Origin of the sequence: Pseudomonas sp. FSL R10-1350, from assembly GCF_009600525.1 — a bacterium.
Lineage (GTDB): Bacteria > Pseudomonadota > Gammaproteobacteria > Pseudomonadales > Pseudomonadaceae > Aquipseudomonas > Aquipseudomonas helleri.
Genome location: NZ_WIVR01000063.1, coordinates 1 through 17060, shown reverse-complemented (window position 1 = coordinate 17060; position 17060 = coordinate 1). Strand labels below are relative to the sequence as shown.

At 61.3% G+C, this 17060-nt stretch carries 13 protein-coding genes; 4 read left to right on the top strand and 9 right to left on the bottom strand.

Features of this window, described 5'->3' with window-relative positions; all coding sequences use genetic code 11:
* Positions 1–8 precede the first annotated feature (8 nt).
* Genes GHO25_RS21170 through GHO25_RS21160 form a run of 3 tightly spaced genes read right to left on the bottom strand, consistent with a single transcriptional unit; the run spans position 9 to position 4266 of the window.
* Positions 9–1091, bottom strand: a complete 1083-nt coding sequence (locus GHO25_RS21170) for a M14 family metallopeptidase (RefSeq protein WP_153392230.1) — start codon at positions 1089–1091, stop codon at positions 9–11.
* Positions 1092–1135: 44 nt separating this feature from the next.
* The gene (locus GHO25_RS21165; protein WP_153392228.1) at positions 1136–2428 is read right to left on the bottom strand and encodes an MFS transporter; all 1293 of its coding nucleotides are present in this window, start codon (positions 2426–2428) and stop codon (positions 1136–1138) included.
* 26 nt (positions 2429–2454) lie between these two features.
* Positions 2455–4266, bottom strand: coding sequence for a DUF1302 domain-containing protein (locus GHO25_RS21160; protein WP_227024831.1), 1812 nt, complete (start codon positions 4264–4266; stop codon positions 2455–2457).
* A 329-nt stretch (positions 4267–4595) separates the two neighbouring features.
* Here GHO25_RS21160 and GHO25_RS21155 point away from each other — a divergent pair, with 329 nt between their 5' ends.
* Together GHO25_RS21155 and GHO25_RS21150 are read left to right on the top strand one after the other, a co-directional pair.
* Positions 4596–5699, top strand: coding sequence for a GlxA family transcriptional regulator (locus GHO25_RS21155; protein ID WP_178110172.1), 1104 nt, complete (start codon positions 4596–4598; stop codon positions 5697–5699).
* Positions 5700–5928: 229 nt separating this feature from the next.
* Positions 5929–6966, top strand: a complete 1038-nt coding sequence (locus GHO25_RS21150) for a branched-chain amino acid aminotransferase (protein WP_153392226.1) — start codon at positions 5929–5931, stop codon at positions 6964–6966.
* A gap of 84 nt (positions 6967–7050) precedes the next feature.
* Here the strand turns inward: GHO25_RS21150 and GHO25_RS21145 are convergent, their stop codons facing one another.
* Both GHO25_RS21145 and GHO25_RS21140 read right to left on the bottom strand, forming a co-directional pair.
* Complete coding sequence (locus GHO25_RS21145; protein WP_048367713.1) at positions 7051–8139, bottom strand: macro domain-containing protein; 1089 nt, start codon at positions 8137–8139, stop codon at positions 7051–7053.
* Positions 8136–8780 carry a DUF4433 domain-containing protein gene (locus tag GHO25_RS21140; protein WP_153392224.1) on the bottom strand — a complete coding sequence of 215 codons (645 nt, stop codon included), beginning with the start codon at positions 8778–8780 and terminating at the stop codon, positions 8136–8138. The genes GHO25_RS21145 and GHO25_RS21140 overlap by 4 nt, the downstream gene beginning before the upstream one ends.
* Positions 8781–9232: 452 nt before the next feature.
* Here GHO25_RS21140 and GHO25_RS21135 point away from each other — a divergent pair, with 452 nt between their 5' ends.
* On the top strand, positions 9233–10309 hold the full coding sequence (locus tag GHO25_RS21135; RefSeq protein ID WP_048367710.1) for a sigma-54-dependent Fis family transcriptional regulator: 1077 nt from the start codon (positions 9233–9235) through the stop codon (positions 10307–10309).
* Here GHO25_RS21135 and GHO25_RS21130 read toward each other — a convergent pair.
* From GHO25_RS21130 to GHO25_RS21115, 4 genes are all read right to left on the bottom strand, one after another.
* Complete coding sequence (locus GHO25_RS21130) at positions 10306–11421, bottom strand: LLM class flavin-dependent oxidoreductase (protein ID WP_153392222.1); 1116 nt, start codon at positions 11419–11421, stop codon at positions 10306–10308. The genes GHO25_RS21135 and GHO25_RS21130 overlap by 4 nt on opposite strands.
* Before the next feature lies 1 nt (position 11422).
* The gene (locus GHO25_RS21125; protein WP_153392221.1) at positions 11423–12439 is read right to left on the bottom strand and encodes an LLM class flavin-dependent oxidoreductase; all 1017 of its coding nucleotides are present in this window, start codon (positions 12437–12439) and stop codon (positions 11423–11425) included.
* Positions 12429–13382, bottom strand: a complete 954-nt coding sequence (locus tag GHO25_RS21120; RefSeq protein WP_153392219.1) for an LLM class flavin-dependent oxidoreductase — start codon at positions 13380–13382, stop codon at positions 12429–12431. Before GHO25_RS21120 ends, GHO25_RS21125 begins: the two co-directional genes overlap by 11 nt.
* 62 nt (positions 13383–13444) lie before the next feature.
* The gene (locus tag GHO25_RS21115; protein ID WP_153392216.1) at positions 13445–15880 is read right to left on the bottom strand and encodes a TonB-dependent siderophore receptor; all 2436 of its coding nucleotides are present in this window, start codon (positions 15878–15880) and stop codon (positions 13445–13447) included.
* A gap of 371 nt (positions 15881–16251) precedes the next feature.
* On the opposite strand from GHO25_RS21115, the gene GHO25_RS21110 reads away from it, so the two are divergent.
* Positions 16252–17060, top strand: an 809-nt coding sequence (locus GHO25_RS21110; RefSeq protein WP_153392214.1) for a P1 family peptidase, incomplete at its 3' end; no start/stop codon positions are given.

The following is a 17060-nucleotide window of genomic DNA, read 5'->3' as shown; positions in this document are numbered from 1 at the left end:
GCAGAGTGCTACGTCATGGAAAGCCCTTTGAGGGTCTGGGCCGTGACCTCTCGCGCTTGTTCCAGCACGCGTCGTTTCCAGTCATCGCTATCAATGTAGAAGGCATCGCGAAGTTGTCGCTTGATTTGAGTGCGTTGGGTGTCATTAGCCTGTGGATTGTTCTGCAACCATTGATCGGCGCGCAGTGCGTTGAGCACGGCCGGGCCGGGTTTGGTGCCGTATTCCAGGGTCAAGCCGTTGTACTGGGCCAGCGGGCACTCTTGCATCACGGCCAGGTCCAGCGTGCCGTTGAGCACGGCAGAGGACGACGAGCCGTCTTCGCTGGAGGTGACCTGCGGCCCCCACCATTCGCGCGCCCGGGCAATGTCGTTTGAGGTGGTGTGCCCTTTGTAAATGCGCTCGCCCACGCCATAAGGGCCGAGCCCCGTGTGCACGTCGATCCAGCCGATGCGTTGGCAATGGCTGCCCAGGCGGCGGATGATCTGGCGCAGTTGCAGGTTGCTCCAAGTGGGTTGAGTGCCCGCAAAAAACAGACCGCGCGGGTCGATGTGCTGGCCGCTGGTGATGGCTGTTTGCAGCGCTTTGAGCCCGTGGCGCAAGGCGTAACCCGCCAGCCCCAGGGTGCTGAGCAGCGTAGGCGGCTGGCGCTTTGGCACCAGCCACGGGGCGAGGGCGCGGTAAGGGGAGTGAGCGGGCAGCGGCTGGCTGAAGTCATTGAAGTTGCGATTGAGGTCGACGTTGTCTTCGTTGACCCGGCGCAGCCAAGAGAAGCCATAAGGGTTGAGCGCGTGCAGATACAGCACGGCCACATTCTCTCGGTGGCTGTCATGCAGCCAGTTGCGGTCACGCAGGTGATCGACTTGCACCGCCGAGCCGCAAAAGCCTTCAACACCGTGGACGCCGCTGCTCACAACCAGCAAATTGGCCGCACAGGGCGAGCCTGAAAGCGCCACATCAATGGCCAGTTCTTCTCCCTCCTTACCGGCCAGCGGGTGAAGGTGAGACTCCACCTTGAGATCCGCATTGGAGCAGGCCTCAAGGAATTTTTGCCGCGCTTGGGCGTAGCTCTGTGAAAAGCAGGATAAGTCCATCAAGCAGTTCCTATGCAAAGTCGGGAGGTGTCATGACGCGCAGGCTAGGCCGGGCTGGCGGCCGGTAAACCTGCAAGCGGGGTGTTGGCATTGAGCTCGCGGCGGGTGCGCTCCGGGTCGATCAACAGCAGCCCAAGTACGCTGAAGACCAACAGGGTGATGCCAAACAGGCCGATGGCCAGTTCGAAGCCGTTCACCAGGTCGCCGTGCTGCCAGCCAATGGCTTGCCCGACCACCAGGGGCGCGAGCATGCCGGCCGTGGTCATCAAGGCGATATGGATGGCCAGCATGCTGCCGCGTTGGCGGGCCGGTGCGATGTGGGCAACGATGCTGAAACCAAACGCAGACAACAGGTTGAGCAGGATGCTGCCCAGCAAAAACAAGCCCAGCGTCACGGTCAGGGCCGTGGTGGTAAAGCCCATGACGATGTACGCCACGCCCGCAATCAGGCAGGCCAGCAACGGTGGTACCACCATCGCCTTGCGGATGCTGGCGCCACGTTTCATGGCGCGTTGGGCAAGGCTTGAGACCAGCAGGTTGATGGCAATTACCCCCAGCGTGGTGGCAAGCACCAGGTAACCGGATTGCATGGGCGTCATGCCCAACCCTTTTTGCAGGTACGTCGGCAGCCAGCTGTAGAGCAGGGCGTTGGGCAGGTAACTGCAAAAGGCGACCAGAGTGATGCAGACAAAGGTGCGATTGAGCAACAAGCGGGCATAAGGCAGCGTTGGCAAGGCCTCGCCGTTAACGGTTTTGGTGTCATCGTGCTGCCCTTCGCGGCCATAAAACTGCCACAGCAGCAGCCAGATCAGGCCGATACCGGCCAGCAGCACATACCCTGTGCGCCAGCCGTAATGCTCTATCAATTTGGGCAAGGCCAGCGCCCCGGCGATGGCACCGAGCATGATTGCCACTTGAATCAGCGCGGCCGGCAAGACCCGTTCGCGGGTGGCATACCATTTGAAGCAGGCGTGCTGGGTGACCGCGGTGCCCGGCCCGCAACCGGCACCGAGCAGCACGCGGCTGGCCAACAGGCTGATAAACGTCGTGGACAGGGCCGCGAGCAATTGCGCGGTCATCCACACCAGGGCCATGCCTGACAGGATCCAGCGGCTGGGCATGCGGTTGGCCACAAAGCCCACCAGCACGCCGGAGATCGAATACAAAAAGAAAAACGCGCTGCTGATAAAGCCGAACTGCTCGGCGGTGAGCTTGAGTTCGTCAATGATCTGCGGGCCGGCAAAGGCAAAAATGGTTTTATCCAGCACGCTGATAATGACCACGGTCATCAGCAGCGCGACCACCAGCGGGCGGCGTTTATCGGTCAATGAGTGCATGGGGATGGCCTTTTCAATAGGGGCGCTCAGAAGCGGATGCCGACACTGGCCTCAAACATGCTGCGATCGGCGACCAGGTTGTAATCGCCGCCACCGGTGTTCAGGTAGCTGACGTTGAAGGTGTAGGTTTTTTGGTATTCGCCCTGCACGCCCAGCACCTGCGCGTAGCGGCCTTCGGAAAACACGCCGTCATAGGCATGCCCTTTAACGTCATAGAGCACCGCCAGCGAAGGGGTCAGGTCGAGCCCCGGCAACACATTTTTATAGTGGATTTCGGCTTTGGCGCGGGTGCCCCATGAAAACGGCGTGACAAACCCGTCCATTGAGCATTTAGCCGCCGGGCCCGTGCATTTCGCGTTCTCACCGTAGGGCGCGCTGCCAAAACCGGGGCGGCCGTAGCGGCGCTCGTCGGTGTCCGGCAGGTCGTGCACATATTTGAACCCGGCTTCGGCCGACAGCTTCATGTCACCGCCCAACACGTGGCCAAACGGGCGGCTGGCGCCAAGGTTGAATTGGCTGACGCGAAAGCGGTCGTAACCGGGCGCCAGATAGCCGGTCGGGGTTTTAGTCAGGTACGCAAAGGGGCCGCTGCCGCCCAGCAAACCGGTGATGAAGTCCGAGCCGTTCCAGGCAATGGGCTGGTTGGGCCGGTAGCTGTATTCGGCATAAATACCGGTGCCATCCGGGAGGCGGGTCTTGAAGTTAAGCGCGTACAGGCGGATGTGGGTCGGGAAGGCGCGCTGGTAATACGCGGCCACGCCGGTGGGGGTGGCCTGGCCCAGATTGGCAGCCGGAGGTGTCAGCACGCCGGGCCCTGTGCGCACCACTTGGGTGATGGCATCGCGGCTGGTGTAGTCGGCGAAATACAAACCGAACATGCCGACGTTGTCCCACAAGTAGTGCAGGCCTGCGCCGTATTGGTTGTCGCTGGGGCGATGGTCGGGGCCGCGGGCCACGCTGTCCAGGGGGTTATTCAGGGCCTGGCCGTCCGGGGTAAAGATCGGGCGGCCGGCCAGCGAACTGAGGATGCTGCCGTTGAGTAAAAACTGGTTGCACCCGGGTTGCGCGTAATCGCTGGTCGACAGGAACGTGCCGCAACCGGGGTAGGCATTGGGGCGCAACTCAAACTGATTAAAGGCATCCACGCTCAGGTTGTCGGTCAGGGCCAGCTTGGCGTAAAGCGCGGGCATCGCCACGGTGCGGGCTTCGGCAATCGAGGTGCTGCGCCGGGCGGCGGCCCAGTCGAATGCGTTCACGGCCTGCAGGCCGCCGCCGATGGTGGTCGGTGTCACCCAAGGGATCGCTTGATCGCCAAGCCGGACCAACAGGTCATGCCCGCCCGGCTGGAAGTTGCCATACACATAGGCATCGTCGATGACCGCGTTGGAAAACCGCGCCAGCGAGTCGAAACCGTCATCGCTCAAGGGTTTACCGGAGCGATAGCCGTTCGGGACGCTGCCATAGTCCACGTCCTGGTTTTTTTGTGCGTAGTCGTACCAGCCTTTGGCGCTGACAAACACGCCGAGGTTTCGGTGGCTGAGGTCGGCTTGCAGGTAGGTTTCCAGCGACGTCGACACGGCATCGCCGCGCTTGTAGTTGAGGTCGCCGTCGTTGAACAGGTTCATGCCGTATTCGGTGCTGGTCAGGCGGTGGCTCGGGTTGTCCATGCGCCGCACCGTGCCCAGTTTCACGGCGCCTTTAACGGTCAGGCGGGTGTCATCCTGCTGCCATTCGATCCCTGGGCCGAGCCCGGATCGCAGGTCACCGAACACCAGTTCGCCCCCTGATACCGGGGCTGTCATGCCCGCGCTGAGCAGCGCCGTGGAGAGTCCCGTCATAACGGGTTTGCCAGCCTTGGCCCACGATTTTCTTATTGTTGTGTTCACTGAGCACTACCTTCGTTTTGTTTTTGTGGGATGCCAGGCGTTTTCAGTCTATCGCCCAAGGTCGGGCGGTAATACGGCGAATACCGACAGCGATAGGGTCAATATCGCCAGCCAAAACACGAGGTAAACAGCCCGCGCAGCGCTTGGCGTGGGCTGTGTCCGGCTGGTTTTAACTGGCAGGAATAAGGGACGGGGCAGGTGCGGCGAGTGCCGCTGGCAGACAAGGCACAGAGGTAAAGCTAATATCGCCAACAATAAGTCCAATATCGCCGGGTTAGCCCATGAACGTTCGTATTGATTTGCTCCATGGCCCGCACAGCATGGCCGGGACGCTGTTCAGCGTTATCGATATTCTGCGCACCTTCAACACGCTCTGGCAGATGCGTAACCCCGACAAGCGCGGGGCGTTCTTTCATTGGCGGCTGATAGATGCGGCGGGCAATGAGCTGCCGCTGCCCGACTGGATGACGGCCATGCAGTCGCCTGCCGGGGGGCGCAAAACCTTGCGGCCCTCGCAAACTGCGCTGTTTGTCCCGGGCGTGCAGATGAAAAGCGTCCCCGACCTCAACCATGTGCTCGACCAATGCAGCGAAGAGCTGGACTGCATCGCCCGCTACCACTCCCAGGGCCGGGTGATCGCGGCCAGCTTCAATGGCCCGGTGATGCTGGCACGTGCCGGTGTGCTTAATGGTCGGCGCGCCACGGTCACGTGGATGATTGCCAACTGGTTTGCGTCCAGCTTCCCCGCCGTGCAGATGGCGATGGAAGGCCCGGTTGTGGTGGATGGTCCGGTTTTTACTGCCGGGGCACCGGCGGCGGTGTGCGACTTGGTGGTTGAACTGATTCGCCATTTCGCGGGCGAAGAAATGGCGCAGATTGCGACCAACGGGCTGCTCTATCACCCCATGCGTTTTGAACAGTCGGGCCTGAACTTTCCCGGCATCTCGGTGAAAACCCGCGACAGTGTGGTGTTTCGTGCCAAGCACTGGCTACAGCAGCATATTCAGACGCCCTACAGCCTTGAGCGCGTGGCCCAGGCCGCGACCGCCAGCCCGCGCACCTTGCTGCGGCATTTCAAGGAAGTCGAAGGCATGACCCCGCTGGACTACCTGCACCGCCTGCGTGTGGAGCGGGCCAAACAGCTGCTGGAAGTGACGCTGATCGACCTGACTGAGGTCATGGAGTATTGCGGCTACCAGGATGCCAGTGCCTTCCGCCGCCTGTTTCGGCGCGCCACCGGGGTTACGCCCTCTGAATATCGGCGCCGCTACACCATGCGTGTTTCCAGCCGTTGGTGGCGCGCCGATGAACCGGGAGCCGATGAGCGGGCAGATGACCTGATCAAGTCACTGGGGATTGAACCGGACGACAACGCGGGCCATTAATGGCCTTCAGCCCCTATCGAGACACTTGCCTAACCGGTTTTTCCGTGCAATAAAAATGGCCACTTTGGTTCGGCCTTCAGGGCTTAACGCGACGAACCGCACGTTATTTTTCGCAAATACTGAATGACCCCGGTGCGCTGGCCGTGAGTGGCTGGCACACTGGCCCGTGATAAAGGCATCGACCTTGCCGATGCCGCATAACCTGCCAAGAACAGCTTTCGAGGTAATCATGTCTGTCCCGAGTATCGACTGGAGCACATTGGGCTTCAATTACATCAAAACCGACTATCGCTACCTGTCTCGCTGGAGCGACGACACGTGGGACAACGGCGTTCTGACTGAAGACAACGTGCTGCACATCAGCGAAGGGTCCACCGCCCTGCACTATGGGCAACAGTGCTTCGAAGGCCTGAAGGCCTATCGCTGCAAAGACGGGTCGATCAACCTGTTCCGCCCGGACCAGAACGCCCTGCGCATGCAACGCAGCTGCGACCGTTTGATGATGCCGCATGTGTCGGTTGAGCAGTTCATCGACGCGTGTACCCAGGTTGTCAAAGCCAACGAACAGTTCATCCCGCCGTACGGTTCGGGTGGCGCGCTGTACCTGCGTCCGTTCGTGATTGGTGTGGGCGACAACATCGGCGTGCGCACGGCCCCGGAATTCATTTTCAGCGTGTTCTGCATCCCGGTTGGCCCGTACTTCAAAGGCGGCATGAAGCCTTGCAACTTCATGATCTCCGACTACGACCGTGCCGCGCCAAATGGCACCGGTGCTGCCAAAGTGGGTGGCAACTACGCGGCCAGCCTGCTGCCGGGTTCCGAAGCCAAAAAGGCCGGTTTTGCAGATTGCATCTACCTGGACCCGCTGACCCACACCCACATTGAAGAAGTCGGCTCGGCCAACTTCTTTGCCATCACCGAAGACAATCAATTCGTGACCCCGCGTTCGGCCTCGGTACTGCCGGGCATTACGCGTTTGTCGTTGATCGCACTGGCCAAAGAGCGTCTGGGCCTGACCGTGGTTGAAGGCGATGTACGCGTAGACGAACTGGACCGCTTCAGCGAAGCGGGCGCATGCGGCACCGCTGCCGTCATCACCCCGATTGGTGGCATCCAGTACCGCGACAAACTGCACGTCTTCCACAGCGAGACAGAAGTTGGTCCGGTGACACAACGTCTGTACAACGAACTCACCGGCATCCAGTCTGGCGACGTCGAAGCTCCGGCTGGCTGGATCGTCAAGGTCCAGGGCTCGCAACAGGCTTAAATACGCCTGCCTCGCGATCTTTTAAAAGATCAAAAGATCGCGAGGCAAGCTCGCTCCTACAGGCGGCTAGTAGATGAGCAAACCTCAGCAGAGCGCCATTTGCGGTTTGAAGTGACTGGACGTGAGTCGTTTGAGGGCAATAGAAAGTGACTGATCGTCGAACAACCTGCTTTTACGGGCAGCAGCATCAGCCCCGCCATCCCAATGCTTTAATGCTTCGCGCACGGCTGGAAGCGTCGGTGAGACATCCTCCTGGCTCAGCAACCAATCGACTGTCGCCAACAACTCCATGCCGAACGGTGACTCAAAACCATCAATTAATTCGGCGGTGTATTCCAGGACTTGGGAATATTCCTTGGCCTCTGTTTTGAGATAAGCCTGCAAAAAGTCTTTTCGGTCTTGGTCAAACCAGATCACATCATTGATTCCCGCATCACTGATGCGCTTGTTGCAATGAAGGTAGCTGCCATCCAGATTGTTGAGCAGATGCTCCAACCGATTGGCGTAGGGGCCATAGGTGTGAGCAATGAACTTCAGTTTCAGCGGGTTTTGTGTGTCTGGCAGTTTTTCAATAGTGCGCTCAAGGAACCATGCCAGTTTCTGAATCTCCAGCAGGCTGCATTCCATCCCTAGAACCCAATAACGCCGTACCAGTTCGGCAATAAGTGCCCGAGCTGGCGTTAGCTTTTCCACACCACTGCGTTTAGCGACGTTCAGATACTGGCTAGAGGGTTCAAACACCAGTACCTCTACATCCAGATCACTCAAAACATTAACGATCTGATCGCGGACTTCAGGCCATTTCAAGCCACCATTACCAGCACCCAGCGGTGGAATTGCTATGGATTTGACCTGGTTTTCAATCAGGAAGCGGCGTAAATCATGCAGGCCTTCAGTGACCCAGGCCATCTGCGAAGGTGAGCGCCAGTGACGTTTGGTCGGGAAGTTTACGATCCACCTGGGGCCTTCAAGCTCGTTGACTTCGGTGACGTGAACCTTGCCTGTTTCTACTTCGCCAGCTTTGCAGGCGGCCGCATACAGACGATAGTTTTGTGCAAAGCGCTCTTTGAACATCAGCGCAATACCTTTGCCCATCACCCCGACGGTATTGACCGTGTTGACGAGGGCTTCGGTTTTGGCTTCCAGAAGGTTGCCTTGGGTAAATGTGATCATTGGAAATACCATCCCGGCCGGGCATGCACTGCTAGCGTCAGGCCCCTGGCGGCCACGTCCTGCTCTATGCGTGCTTTCACTGCATCGGTGTAGCACATGATGCCAAGGAGTCCTGTAATCGGTAGGTGGTGGTGAATCAGCGCTTCGGCCTGATACCGCTCCATTTTTCGGGGGTCATCAGGGTCACGTTTAAAGTCGCGTCGTTGAAGGATAGGCCAGTCGATCTCATGCAGGCTGTCCAGATCGCTGTAATAGTCTGTCCAATCCGGGTAGGCGTGTGCATTTGTAAAGACGAACGGTAACCCTAGCTCGGCGACGCGGTGCAAGCTGGAGACCAGAATCAAGATCTCATCGTTGCCGCGCTGCTGAACACTCCATCCTGAGTGAATGTTTTGCATCATCACAGAGAAGGGCGTGAAGTAGAAGGGTACGTAATCGGCCAACATGCCTGACGGCTCAATTGGAACACGCCGAGTGCGGCGCTTGTCTATTAATTCAGCATTGCCAATATTCACGTAATGGGGCGCCTGCACCTCGGAGCTGGCGCAGTGCAGGCCGTTGTCCAGAATCCAGGGCAGATTGTCACGGTGGACGATCCGCCAAATCAGCGCTTTTTCTGGATTCAGACTGTTGTAAATCATCTAAGAAAAACTCCTCGGTTCACTCTGGTTTGGGCAATGCCGTACAGGTAATAAAACGCTATCTGTAAATTCGCACTGACATGGACGCTTTCCGGTGATGGCTACGAGATGTGCTGATTGACACGCGAGTATAGGTTAACGGCCCATCAGGTATCTCATATGGATGAGAGGACTCTCACGCGCCAGCTTGGATTTACGCAGCCATGCTCAGGTCGTAATTGTCCAACAGGCTGTTGGACTTATAGAGCTTGGGAGCCGTAGCCGACGGCCGACGAATGTTGCATGCGCTAAAAGCTGTAGGAGCGAGCTTGCTCGCGATCCTTTGATCTTTCTTGTATCCCCCAATATCCAGAAAAGTTTGGTCTTAATTCTTTTTAAGTATTTCTGGCTATAACCCGCGCTCGGTAAAGTATCGCTACCTTCGATCGTTACCTACGCTGGAATTCCTTGCCATGAGCGGCCCCTTGGGACATTCGACCCCGATTTTGACGTTCCCTCAGGGTGAAAAGGACCCCCTGTCTATCCGGGCCAAGGCCCTGGTGTTTGCCGACCCGCGTTCGCGCCAGTTGCTGGATTTTTTGCAGCAGGTGGGGCCGAGTGAGGTGCCGGTGTTGATCAATGGCGAAACCGGTACCGGCAAGGAGCTGGTTGCCCGTTATTTGCACGCGGCCAGTGGCCGGCGTGGCGCCTTTGTGGCGGTTAACTGCGGGGCGATCAGTGAGACCCTGGCCGAGAGTGAGTTTTTCGGCCACGAAGCCGGGGCCTTTTCCGGTGCCACCGGGCGCCGCGCAGGCTGGTTCGAAGAGGCCGATGGCGGCACGCTGTTTCTCGATGAAATTGGTGATTTGCCGCTGCCGTTGCAGGTCAAGTTGCTGCGCGTGTTGCAGGAGCAGGAGGTGGTGCGCGTCGGTTCGCGCAAGCCGGTGAAGATTGATGTACGGCTGGTGACCGCCACTAACGTCGATCTGGAGCAAGCGGTGGAGGCGGGTAATTTCCGTCTCGATTTGTTTTACCGGGTCAACGTTGCCCAAGTCTCGGTGTTGCCGCTGCGTGAGCGCCCGCTGGATATCCTGCCGCTGGTGGAACACTTCCGCCGCCTTTACAGCGCGCGCTTGAAGATCAATGAACCGATGCTCTCCGAATCCGCGACGCAAGCGCTGCTGGATTACCCGTGGCCGGGCAATATTCGTGAGCTGGAAAACGTCGTGCACCTGGCGTTGCTGGTGGCCGGTGACAAGCCGATCCGCCCGGAGCACCTGAAATTTTCAGGTGGGCTCAGCGTGGCCAAGGCCGGGGCGAGTACGCTGAGCAAGCTGCCGCAAGAGGTGATGCGTGAGCAGTTGCTGCGTTTGTTCGAGGTGCCGGGGGACACGCTGCTGCATGACATTGAAGACTTGATCGTGCGCGAGGCCTTTGCCTTTTGCGGTTTCAATCAGTTGCGCACCGCCGCGCTGCTGGGCATCACCCGTAATGCCATGCGCACGCTGCTGGTCAATCACGGGATGCTCAAGGGGCGCGCACCGAGCTAAGTGCGGCCGATGCGTCGTAACAGTGGCAGCAACTCCGCGCCTTGGTGGATCGCCTCTTCCAGGTGCGGAAAACCCGACAGCACAAAACACTCCACGCCCAGTTGGTAGTACTCCTCGATGCGCTGGGCGACGTGTTCATAGCTGCCCACCAGCGCAGTACCCGCACCGCCACGCACCAGGCCGACACCGGCCCAGAGGTTGGCCGACACTTCCAGTTCCCGCGCGCGTCGTCCGCGACCTTTGACCAGCCCCGTCTGGCGGGACTGGCCCACCGACTCATACGCGGCCATCTGCAACTGCGCCCGTTCGATGGCCTCTTTGGGGATCTCTTCCAGCAACCGCTCGACGTGCGCCCAGGCTTCATCGTCAGTGGGGGCGGCGAACACGTGCACGCGCAGGCCAAAGCGCAAAGTGCGCCCGCGGGCGGCGGCGCGTTCACGCATGTGCAGGATGCGTTCAGCGATCATCGCCGGGGGCTCGCACCACATCAGGTAGGTTTGCGCATGGGCCGCGCCGACTTGTTCGGCGGCCTGCGAAGCGCCACCAAAATAGATCGCGGGCGCTGGCGCCTGAGGCGCGATGGGGGCGCCGCCTGCGCTGCGGTAATAGCGCCCGTGATAGGGCTGGCTGCGGCCGCTCCACACCGACTGGAACACTTCAAGAAACTCGGCGGTGCGCGCATAGCGCTCGTCATGCTCCAGAAAATCCCCCAGCGAGCGCTGCTCAAACCGGCTCGAACCGCTGACCACATGCAGGTCCAGGCGCCCGTCGCTGAGCAACTGCAAGGTCGCTGCACGGTGGGCGCTGTAGGCGGGCAGTTCGAGGCCGGGGCGCACGGTCAGCAAAAAGCGCAGGCGGCGTACTTCTTGGGCCAGCACGGCGGTGATCAACCAAGGGTCTTCGAAACCGCTGGCGGTTGGCACCATGATGCCGTCGAAGTCGCCAAGTTCGGCCGCCCGCACTACTTGGCGCAGGTAGTCGAGGGTGGGCGCGCGTTCGCCCTGCTGGAACAGCCCGACACTGGGCAGACCGCTGCTGGTCAGGTGGCGGCCGTCGCCGTTGGTGGGCAGGAACCAGTCAATCTCGATGGCTCCGTTAACAGGTGTGGGCATGTCAGGCGTTCTCCTTGCGCAGGCCCTGAGCTGCCAGCAGGGGCAGGACCTGTTCACCAAAGCGCAGCACGTCGCTGACCGACGGCTGGCTCTGAATCACGATATGTTCGATCCCCAGGCCATGCAGTTCTTGCAGGCGGGTGGCGAGTTGTTGCGGGGTGCCAATCAGGTAGGCCGGTTGCCCTGGCGCCGTTTGCAGCAGGTTGGGATGGACCTCATAACGGCGCAGCGGGTGGCCACCGCGTTGCATACGCAGCACGCTGTCAGCTTCGCTGGTTGGGGCCGCCGGTAGCGCTGGCAGTTGCCGGGCGGCGGCCTCCCAGGCCAGCGCTTCGGTATCGGCGAGGATCAGCCCGAAGGTGCAGGCAAACGCGAGCGGTGTTGACGGCTCGGGGCTGGCGGCGCGCTGACGCTCGATGGCCTGGCGCAACTGTGCAGGCGGCGCTGCCCGTAACAAACAAACCTGCGCCTGGCTGGCAATCAGCGCCGGGCTTTGGCTGTCGTTGAGGACGATGGCCGGGGCGGGCAAATCGCGGTGGGCATAACCGGCGTTTTCCAGTTGGAAGTAGCGGCCGCTGTAAGTAAAACCACCGTCGCCGCCGCGTAACAGGCGTCCGAGGATGTCGAGGTATTCACCGATGCTTTCGCTGCGCTGGTCACGGTTGAGCCAGTCGTCGAAGGTGTGGCGTGCAGTGCTTTGCTGGCTGTCCGGCAGGTGCAGGCGCACGCGGTTGCTGCTAATCGATTGCAGGCTTTGCACGGTGCTGGCCAGCGCGGCGGGGAGCATCACTTGCGGCGGCACGCTGACCGTCAGTTGCAACTGGCGAGTGTGTGCGCACAGCGCGGCGGCCACGCCCAGGCTGTCGGCACACTGGGAGCCGCCGGGTATCCACAGGCCATCAACGCCTGCGTATTCGACGGCCTGGGCCAACTGAATCCAGTGCCCTGGCTGCGCCGTCCAGTCGGGCGCCGCGCCCGCTGCGCAGAGCGGCAGTTGCCAGCTGAATTCAAGGGGCATGGGCAGGTTCCGTAACGGAGTGGACGCTGGCGCTGAAACGGTTGCTTGGTCGCGGCAGGCCCAGGTGTTCACGCAGGGTGCTGCCGCTGTAGCCGTGGCGCAACAGCCCGCGGTGTTGCAGCAATGGAATCACATGCTCGACGAAGGTGTCGATGGCGTCGGTTGAGTCGGGGAACAGCACATTAAAACCATCGCAGGCGCGGGTCTGGAACCCCTGTTCGAAGCGCTCGGCGATGTCATTGGGCGTGCTGCCCAGCGGGTTGACCGTGGTCAGAATCTTGAGGTGTTCAGGGTTGCGGCCCAAGGCAGCGGCACGCTGTTTGATGTCGTGATAGAAGGCTTGGGCAGCGGGCAGGTCGCGGTACTCGGCGATGATCACGTCGGCCACGCGGATGGCCAAGGCTGTGTCCGCTTCCGATGCGAGGGTGTGCACCCGCAGCGGGTGGCCTTGCGGCGGGCGGGCGACGTTCAGCGGGCCGCGCACCGAGAAGTGTTCGCCCTTGTGGTTGAGGGTGTGCAGTTTGCCGGGGTCAAAATAGCGGCCGCTGGCTTTGTCACGGATAAAAGCGTCGTCGTCCCAGCTGTCCCACAGGTCGTTAACCACGTCGTGGCGTTCGTTTGCGCGCTGGCTTGACGGCTCGCTGGCAACGCCCCAGGCGGCGCGGCCGTTGGACAGGTGGTCGAGGGAGGCGAGTTTGCGGGCGATATGGTACGGCTCGGGGTCGTTCGGGGTGGCGATCAGGCCGATGCGCTCGGTGACGGCGGCCAGGGCCGACATCAAGGTCAGGGCTTCAAACTGTTCGGGTGGTTCGGTGAAGCTCAGGGCGGCGAATGTGCCGCGCTCGGCGCTGCGGGCGAGGGCCTTGAGGCGCTCGAAGTCCGGGCGACGGGTGTTGGTGGTGAAACAGGCACCCAGTATTAGTGGGTCGGTACGGCGGGTCATGACAGCCTCCGTGCAAGTGTTCGGCAAAGCCCTGCCGCCGCTGGGAGCGGCAGGGCGATGGGTCAGAAGTTGTACGTCACGCCGGTGTACCAGTAGCCGCCGGTGGTGCCGTACGGCGAGAAGTTGCCGTACGGGAAGGCGCCCGAACTGCTCGGCAGGTTTGTGCGTTCCGGGTAGATGTTGAACAGGTTGTTGGCGCCCGCCGTCAGGGTCAGGCTGGAGGTCAGGTGGTAGTCCACGTTGAGGTCGGTGATCCAGGCTGGCGAGAACGTGCGGTCGTAAATCTCGGCGGTGCCGTACTGGGTGTACTCGCCGTAGCGGGTCAGGTTGAGGCCGATATCAAACTTGTTGATGGTCCAGGTGGTGCCCAGAATCAGCTTGGACTCCGGGTTGCCGTGCTTGAGGTTGCCCTGGCGCTGACGGTTGTAGCCGCCGTCCGGGCCGAGGGTGGCCTGGGCCAGGGGCGAGGCGTGGATGTCATCAATTTCGGTGGTGTTCCAGTTAAAGCCCAGGGTGTAGCGCAGGTTGCCGTAGGCGCCCAGGTTCTGGCGGTAGTCACCAATCAAGTCGATGCCGCGGGTGGTGGTGTCCAGTGCGTTGGTGAAGTAAGTCACCGCCTGGTTGGTCGGCAGCCCGGCGGCGCCGAGGATGGCGTCGATTTGCGGCGTGCCGCCGAGGTAGCCGGTCTGGTCGATGCGGTCCTTGATTTTGATCTGGTAGGCATCGAGGGTGATGCTGGTGGCATCGGTCGGTTGCAGCGTCAGGCCGAGGGCGAAGTTGGTGGATTTCTCCGGCTTGAGGGTGGTGGCCCCCAAGGCCTTGGCCACTTCCGAGTCGACCGCCACGTTGCGGTAGTTGAACAGGTTGCCGTTGACGCTGGTCTGCGAGGTGGAGCTGTAGATCTGCTGGGCCAGCGAAGGCGCACGGAAACCGGTGCTGACGCTGCCGCGCACGGCGAGGATCGGCGTCAACTGATAACGGGTGGCGATTTTGCCGTTGGTGGTGGTGCCCGAGCCGTCGTTGTAATGCTCGTAACGACCGGCCAGATCGACGTGCCATTTGTCGGTCAGGTCCTGACCGATCTCGCCGTAAGCCGCCAGGCTGGTGCGGCCTTTTTGGTCGGCATCGGCAGGCGTGGTGCCAGCACCGGAGATAGTCCCCGGCGCAATCGGGTTGCCGCTGACACCTGTATCAAACGGCCCGCTGGCGTATGAGGCGTAGTCGCCCTTGCCGATTTTGTAGTTCTCGTAGCGTTGCTCCAGGCCCCATGAAATCTGCGTCGGCTTGGCCAGGCCAAAATCGAAGGCGCGGGTCAGGTCGAGGTTGTTGGTCCACTGGCTGAAGGTCTTCACCCCGGTGTCGACCGAGGTCGGCGAGTCAGGGCCGTAGCTCAAGTTGTAGGTGTGGCGCAGGGTGGCTTCGGCGTGGTCCTGGCCGTACGTGCTGGACAGGTCGTAGTCCCAACCGGCGACGGTGCCTTTGCCACCGAAGGCCACCTGGAAGTCGTTTTCGATAAAGCGCAGGGTGTCTTCGATCCCTTCCGGGAACGGTGTGGCAATGCCGTCAAAGCTGGCGGGCTGGTGGAAGGCCAGAGGCTTTTCCGAGTTGCGCCGGGTGTAGGTCGAGAACGAGTACAGGGTCAAGTCATCGCTGACTGGCAGCTCGGCGTTGTAACCCAAACTGAAGTTGCGCGCCTCGGGCAGGCCGGTGCCGTAATAGGTGTGCTCCAGGCTGGTGTTGCCCGCGCTGTCGGTGTACGGGGCTTTGTCGGAGCGGTCGGAGACTTTCTGGTGGCGCACGTCCAGGCCAAAGTTGATAAAGCCGTCATTGGGCAGGGCAAGGCCGACGTCGCCGGTCTGGCGGATGGTTTCGCCGTCACCGTTTTGGTAGTTCTGGCCGTAGGTGGTTTTCAGGCTGCCACCGTGGTCGGTCTGTTTGAGGACGATGTTGATCACCCCGGCGATGGCGTCCGAGCCGTACTGGGCCGAGGCGCCGTCACGCAGGATCTCGACATGATCGATCAACGCGGTGGGGATCATGTCGAGGTCGACCGGCTGCGAGCCGGAGTTCAGCGACGTGCCGTTGTTGAGCAGGGCGCTGTTGTGGCGGCGCTTGCCGTTGACCAGCACCAGCACTTGGTCGCCGTTCAAGCCGCGCAGGCTGATAGGCCGCACCACCGACGCGGAACCATAGCCGGACGATGCAGGCAGGTTGATGGACGGCAATACGCGGTTCAGGGCGCGGGTCAGGTCAGGCTCACCGGTGGCCAGCAACTGCTGGGACGAGATCACGTCCACCGGCGCGGTGCTTTCGGCCAGGGTGCGGGCCTGGCCACGGTTGCCGACCACCACGACGGTGTCCAGCGGGTTGTCGCTCTTGCTCTCGGCGGCCAGCAGCGGGCTTGCGGCCGTCGCGGCTTCGCACACGGCGAGAAACAACAGGCTGCGGGCGAAGATCTTGCGCGGCTGGGGTAAACCCGTGATACGTGAAGAAATCATGGTACGAAGGCTCCAGTGTGTTCCCCGGTTCGCGCCCTGCTGGGTGGCCAACCTTGTCGGGTAAGGCGACGGCATTGGCGTCGCGAAAAAAGTGGTGAGTAGCGGCTTGTTGCCGGATGCTCTGGGGCATCAGTCTCAAGCTCTGGTGCAAAGGCCTTGAGCAAAGGCTGTGCCATTGTTGAAAAGCCTTTGTTAACAACGGCTTGCAGGGCGGGTGTGAGCGGGGTTGGTGTTTTTGTAGCAATGCCCGATCAGGGTGTTGATTTTTCTACAGGGGCAGTTGGCGGCGAAGTGGCTGTTGACGGCGCTAGCGGCTTTGGCACATCACTTGCTCCACATCGGGTACCACCACCTTTTCAGGAAGCGATTGAATGCCACATCCCGGACCCCGCAACTTGCTCACTGACATCCCCGGCCTGTTGGTCGGCCACGCCATCGATGAACGTGTCGATACGGGCGTCACGGTGATCCGCACCGATCGCCCGTGGACCGCCAGCGTCGATATTCGTGGCGGCGGCCCGGGCGGGCGCGAGTCGGCGGCGCTTGAGCCGGAGAACATGGTCGGGCAGTTGCATGCGTTGGTGTTCTCTGGCGGCTCGGTGTTTGGCCTGGGCGCTGCGGATGCGGTGACGGCGGCGTTGTCGGTGCAAGGTGTTGGCCTGCATTTGAAGGCGGGCGCACCGGCCATCCCTATCGTTCCGGCTGCCGTGTTGCACGACCTGTCCAATGACGGCGACAAGGACTGGGGGCTGGAGCCGCCTTATCGTCGCCTGGGGTTTGAGGCGCTGAACAACTGCGCTGAAGATTTTGCCCTGGGGGCGGCAGGCGCGGGGCGGGGCGCCATGGCGGGCGTGCTGCAAGGCGGTTTGGGTTCGGCCTCGCTGGATTTGGGCGACGGCCTGATAGTGGCCGCGCTGGTGGTGGCCAACCCGATCGGCTCGGTGTACATGCCCGATGGCGAAACCTTCTGGGCGTGGCCGTGGGAAATCGCGGGCGAGGCGGGAGGTGCGCGGCCGCAGGGCGAACAGGACTGCAATGACCCGATGCCTGAACTGTCGCGGCTTGACTCCATGGGCCGCCTGCAAGCCGGTGCCAACACCACGCTGGTGGTGGTCGCCAGCACCGCGCAGATGAGCACCGCCGATTGCAAGCGCGTGGCCATCATGGCCCAGGACGGCAT

Coding starts and splice junctions, on each gene's coding strand:
- GHO25_RS21120 (WP_153392219.1), bottom strand. CDS start 13,382: ATGACCCGCCGTACCGACCCACTAATACTGGGTGCCTGTTTCACCACC.
- GHO25_RS21130 (WP_153392222.1), bottom strand. CDS start 11,421: ATGCCCACACCTGTTAACGGAGCCATCGAGATTGACTGGTTCCTGCCC.
- GHO25_RS21140 (WP_153392224.1), bottom strand. CDS start 8,780: ATGATTTACAACAGTCTGAATCCAGAAAAAGCGCTGATTTGGCGGATC.
- GHO25_RS21150 (WP_153392226.1), top strand. CDS start 5,929: ATGTCTGTCCCGAGTATCGACTGGAGCACATTGGGCTTCAATTACATC.
- GHO25_RS21170 (WP_153392230.1), bottom strand. CDS start 1,091: ATGGACTTATCCTGCTTTTCACAGAGCTACGCCCAAGCGCGGCAAAAA.
- GHO25_RS21155 (WP_178110172.1), top strand. CDS start 4,596: ATGAACGTTCGTATTGATTTGCTCCATGGCCCGCACAGCATGGCCGGG.
- GHO25_RS21125 (WP_153392221.1), bottom strand. CDS start 12,439: ATGCCCCTTGAATTCAGCTGGCAACTGCCGCTCTGCGCAGCGGGCGCG.
- GHO25_RS21165 (WP_153392228.1), bottom strand. CDS start 2,428: ATGCACTCATTGACCGATAAACGCCGCCCGCTGGTGGTCGCGCTGCTG.
- GHO25_RS21135 (WP_048367710.1), top strand. CDS start 9,233: ATGAGCGGCCCCTTGGGACATTCGACCCCGATTTTGACGTTCCCTCAG.
- GHO25_RS21160 (WP_227024831.1), bottom strand. CDS start 4,266: ATGACGGGACTCTCCACGGCGCTGCTCAGCGCGGGCATGACAGCCCCG.
- GHO25_RS21115 (WP_153392216.1), bottom strand. CDS start 15,880: ATGATTTCTTCACGTATCACGGGTTTACCCCAGCCGCGCAAGATCTTC.
- GHO25_RS21145 (WP_048367713.1), bottom strand. CDS start 8,139: ATGATCACATTTACCCAAGGCAACCTTCTGGAAGCCAAAACCGAAGCC.